The 1,086-nt window shown below is 52.9% G+C and carries 1 protein-coding gene; it reads left to right on the top strand.

Annotated features, from left to right (window positions below; all coding sequences use genetic code 11):
• Nucleotides 1–1,086 (top strand): condensation domain-containing protein (locus tag C6H66_RS25490; protein ID WP_248000839.1); only part of this gene is annotated, 1,086 nt, incomplete at both ends.

The raw sequence follows: 1,086 nt of genomic DNA on the forward strand, positions 1-1,086 counted from the left end.
ATTTCTTCCGTATCGGGGGCAACTCCCTGACGGCAATTCGGCTGACCACCGCCATCCGCCGCATACTGGCAACCGAGGTCTCACTGGCGCAGTTGTTTGCGCTGAAAACCATCGCGGGCCTGACAACCCAGATGGAACAGCAGATTTATACGGTTATCCCTCATCTGGCACGAGAGCGTTATCCCTTATCGTTTGCTCAGGAGCGGATGCTCTTTATCGAGCAATTTGAACAAGGCTCCGATACCTACCATATCCCCTATCTGGTTCAACTGGATAATGATGCCTGTCTGCCTCTGCTGGAAACCGCCATTAACCAGCTGGCTGAGCGCCATGCTGTAATGAAGATGGTGTACCGCAGCGATGATGACGGACAGGTTTACCCGCAGAAACTGGACAGAAATTGGGTTATCCAGTCCCAGCCCTGTGAAAATGCTGGCACGCTGTTGAGCACAGTGCGGGCTGAAATAGCCACCCCGTTTGATTTGACCGCAGAACCCAGCCTGCGCCTGCGCCATTATTCGGTGTCTGGCCGACACTACTTATTAATGCTCTGGCACCATATTGCCATTGACGGCTGGTCGGTCGATATCTTTATGGCTGAACTGGCGGAGATTTACCACGCCTTACGGGAAGGTCGTGACAGCCCGCTTCCCCCGCTGGAGATTACCTACGGCGATTACGCCGCCTGGCAACGAGACTATCTACAGGGCGATGTCCGTGAACACCAGCTCGCTTACTGGCAACAAGCCCTGTCCGGTTATGAATCACTAACCTTGCCCACCGATTATCCCAGACCCACACGGGTGAATTATCAGGGCCGAGATTGCAAGTTTGTGCTGAACACCCGGCTGTCTGAACAGTTAAGGCATCTGGCAAAAGCACAGGAAACCACCCTGTATACCGTGCTGCTCAGTGCCTTTTATCTCACGCTGGCAAAATTATCCGGGCAAAATGATATCGTTCTGGGGACGCCGACGGATAACCGACACCATGCCCAAACTCAGCCCCTGATTGGGATGTTTGTCAATTCACTGGCCTTAAGGATACAACTTCAACAAACCACCAGTGTGGAAACACTGATTCAAC

Source organism: Photorhabdus hindustanensis (assembly GCF_002968995.1).
GTDB lineage: Bacteria > Pseudomonadota > Gammaproteobacteria > Enterobacterales > Enterobacteriaceae > Photorhabdus > Photorhabdus akhurstii.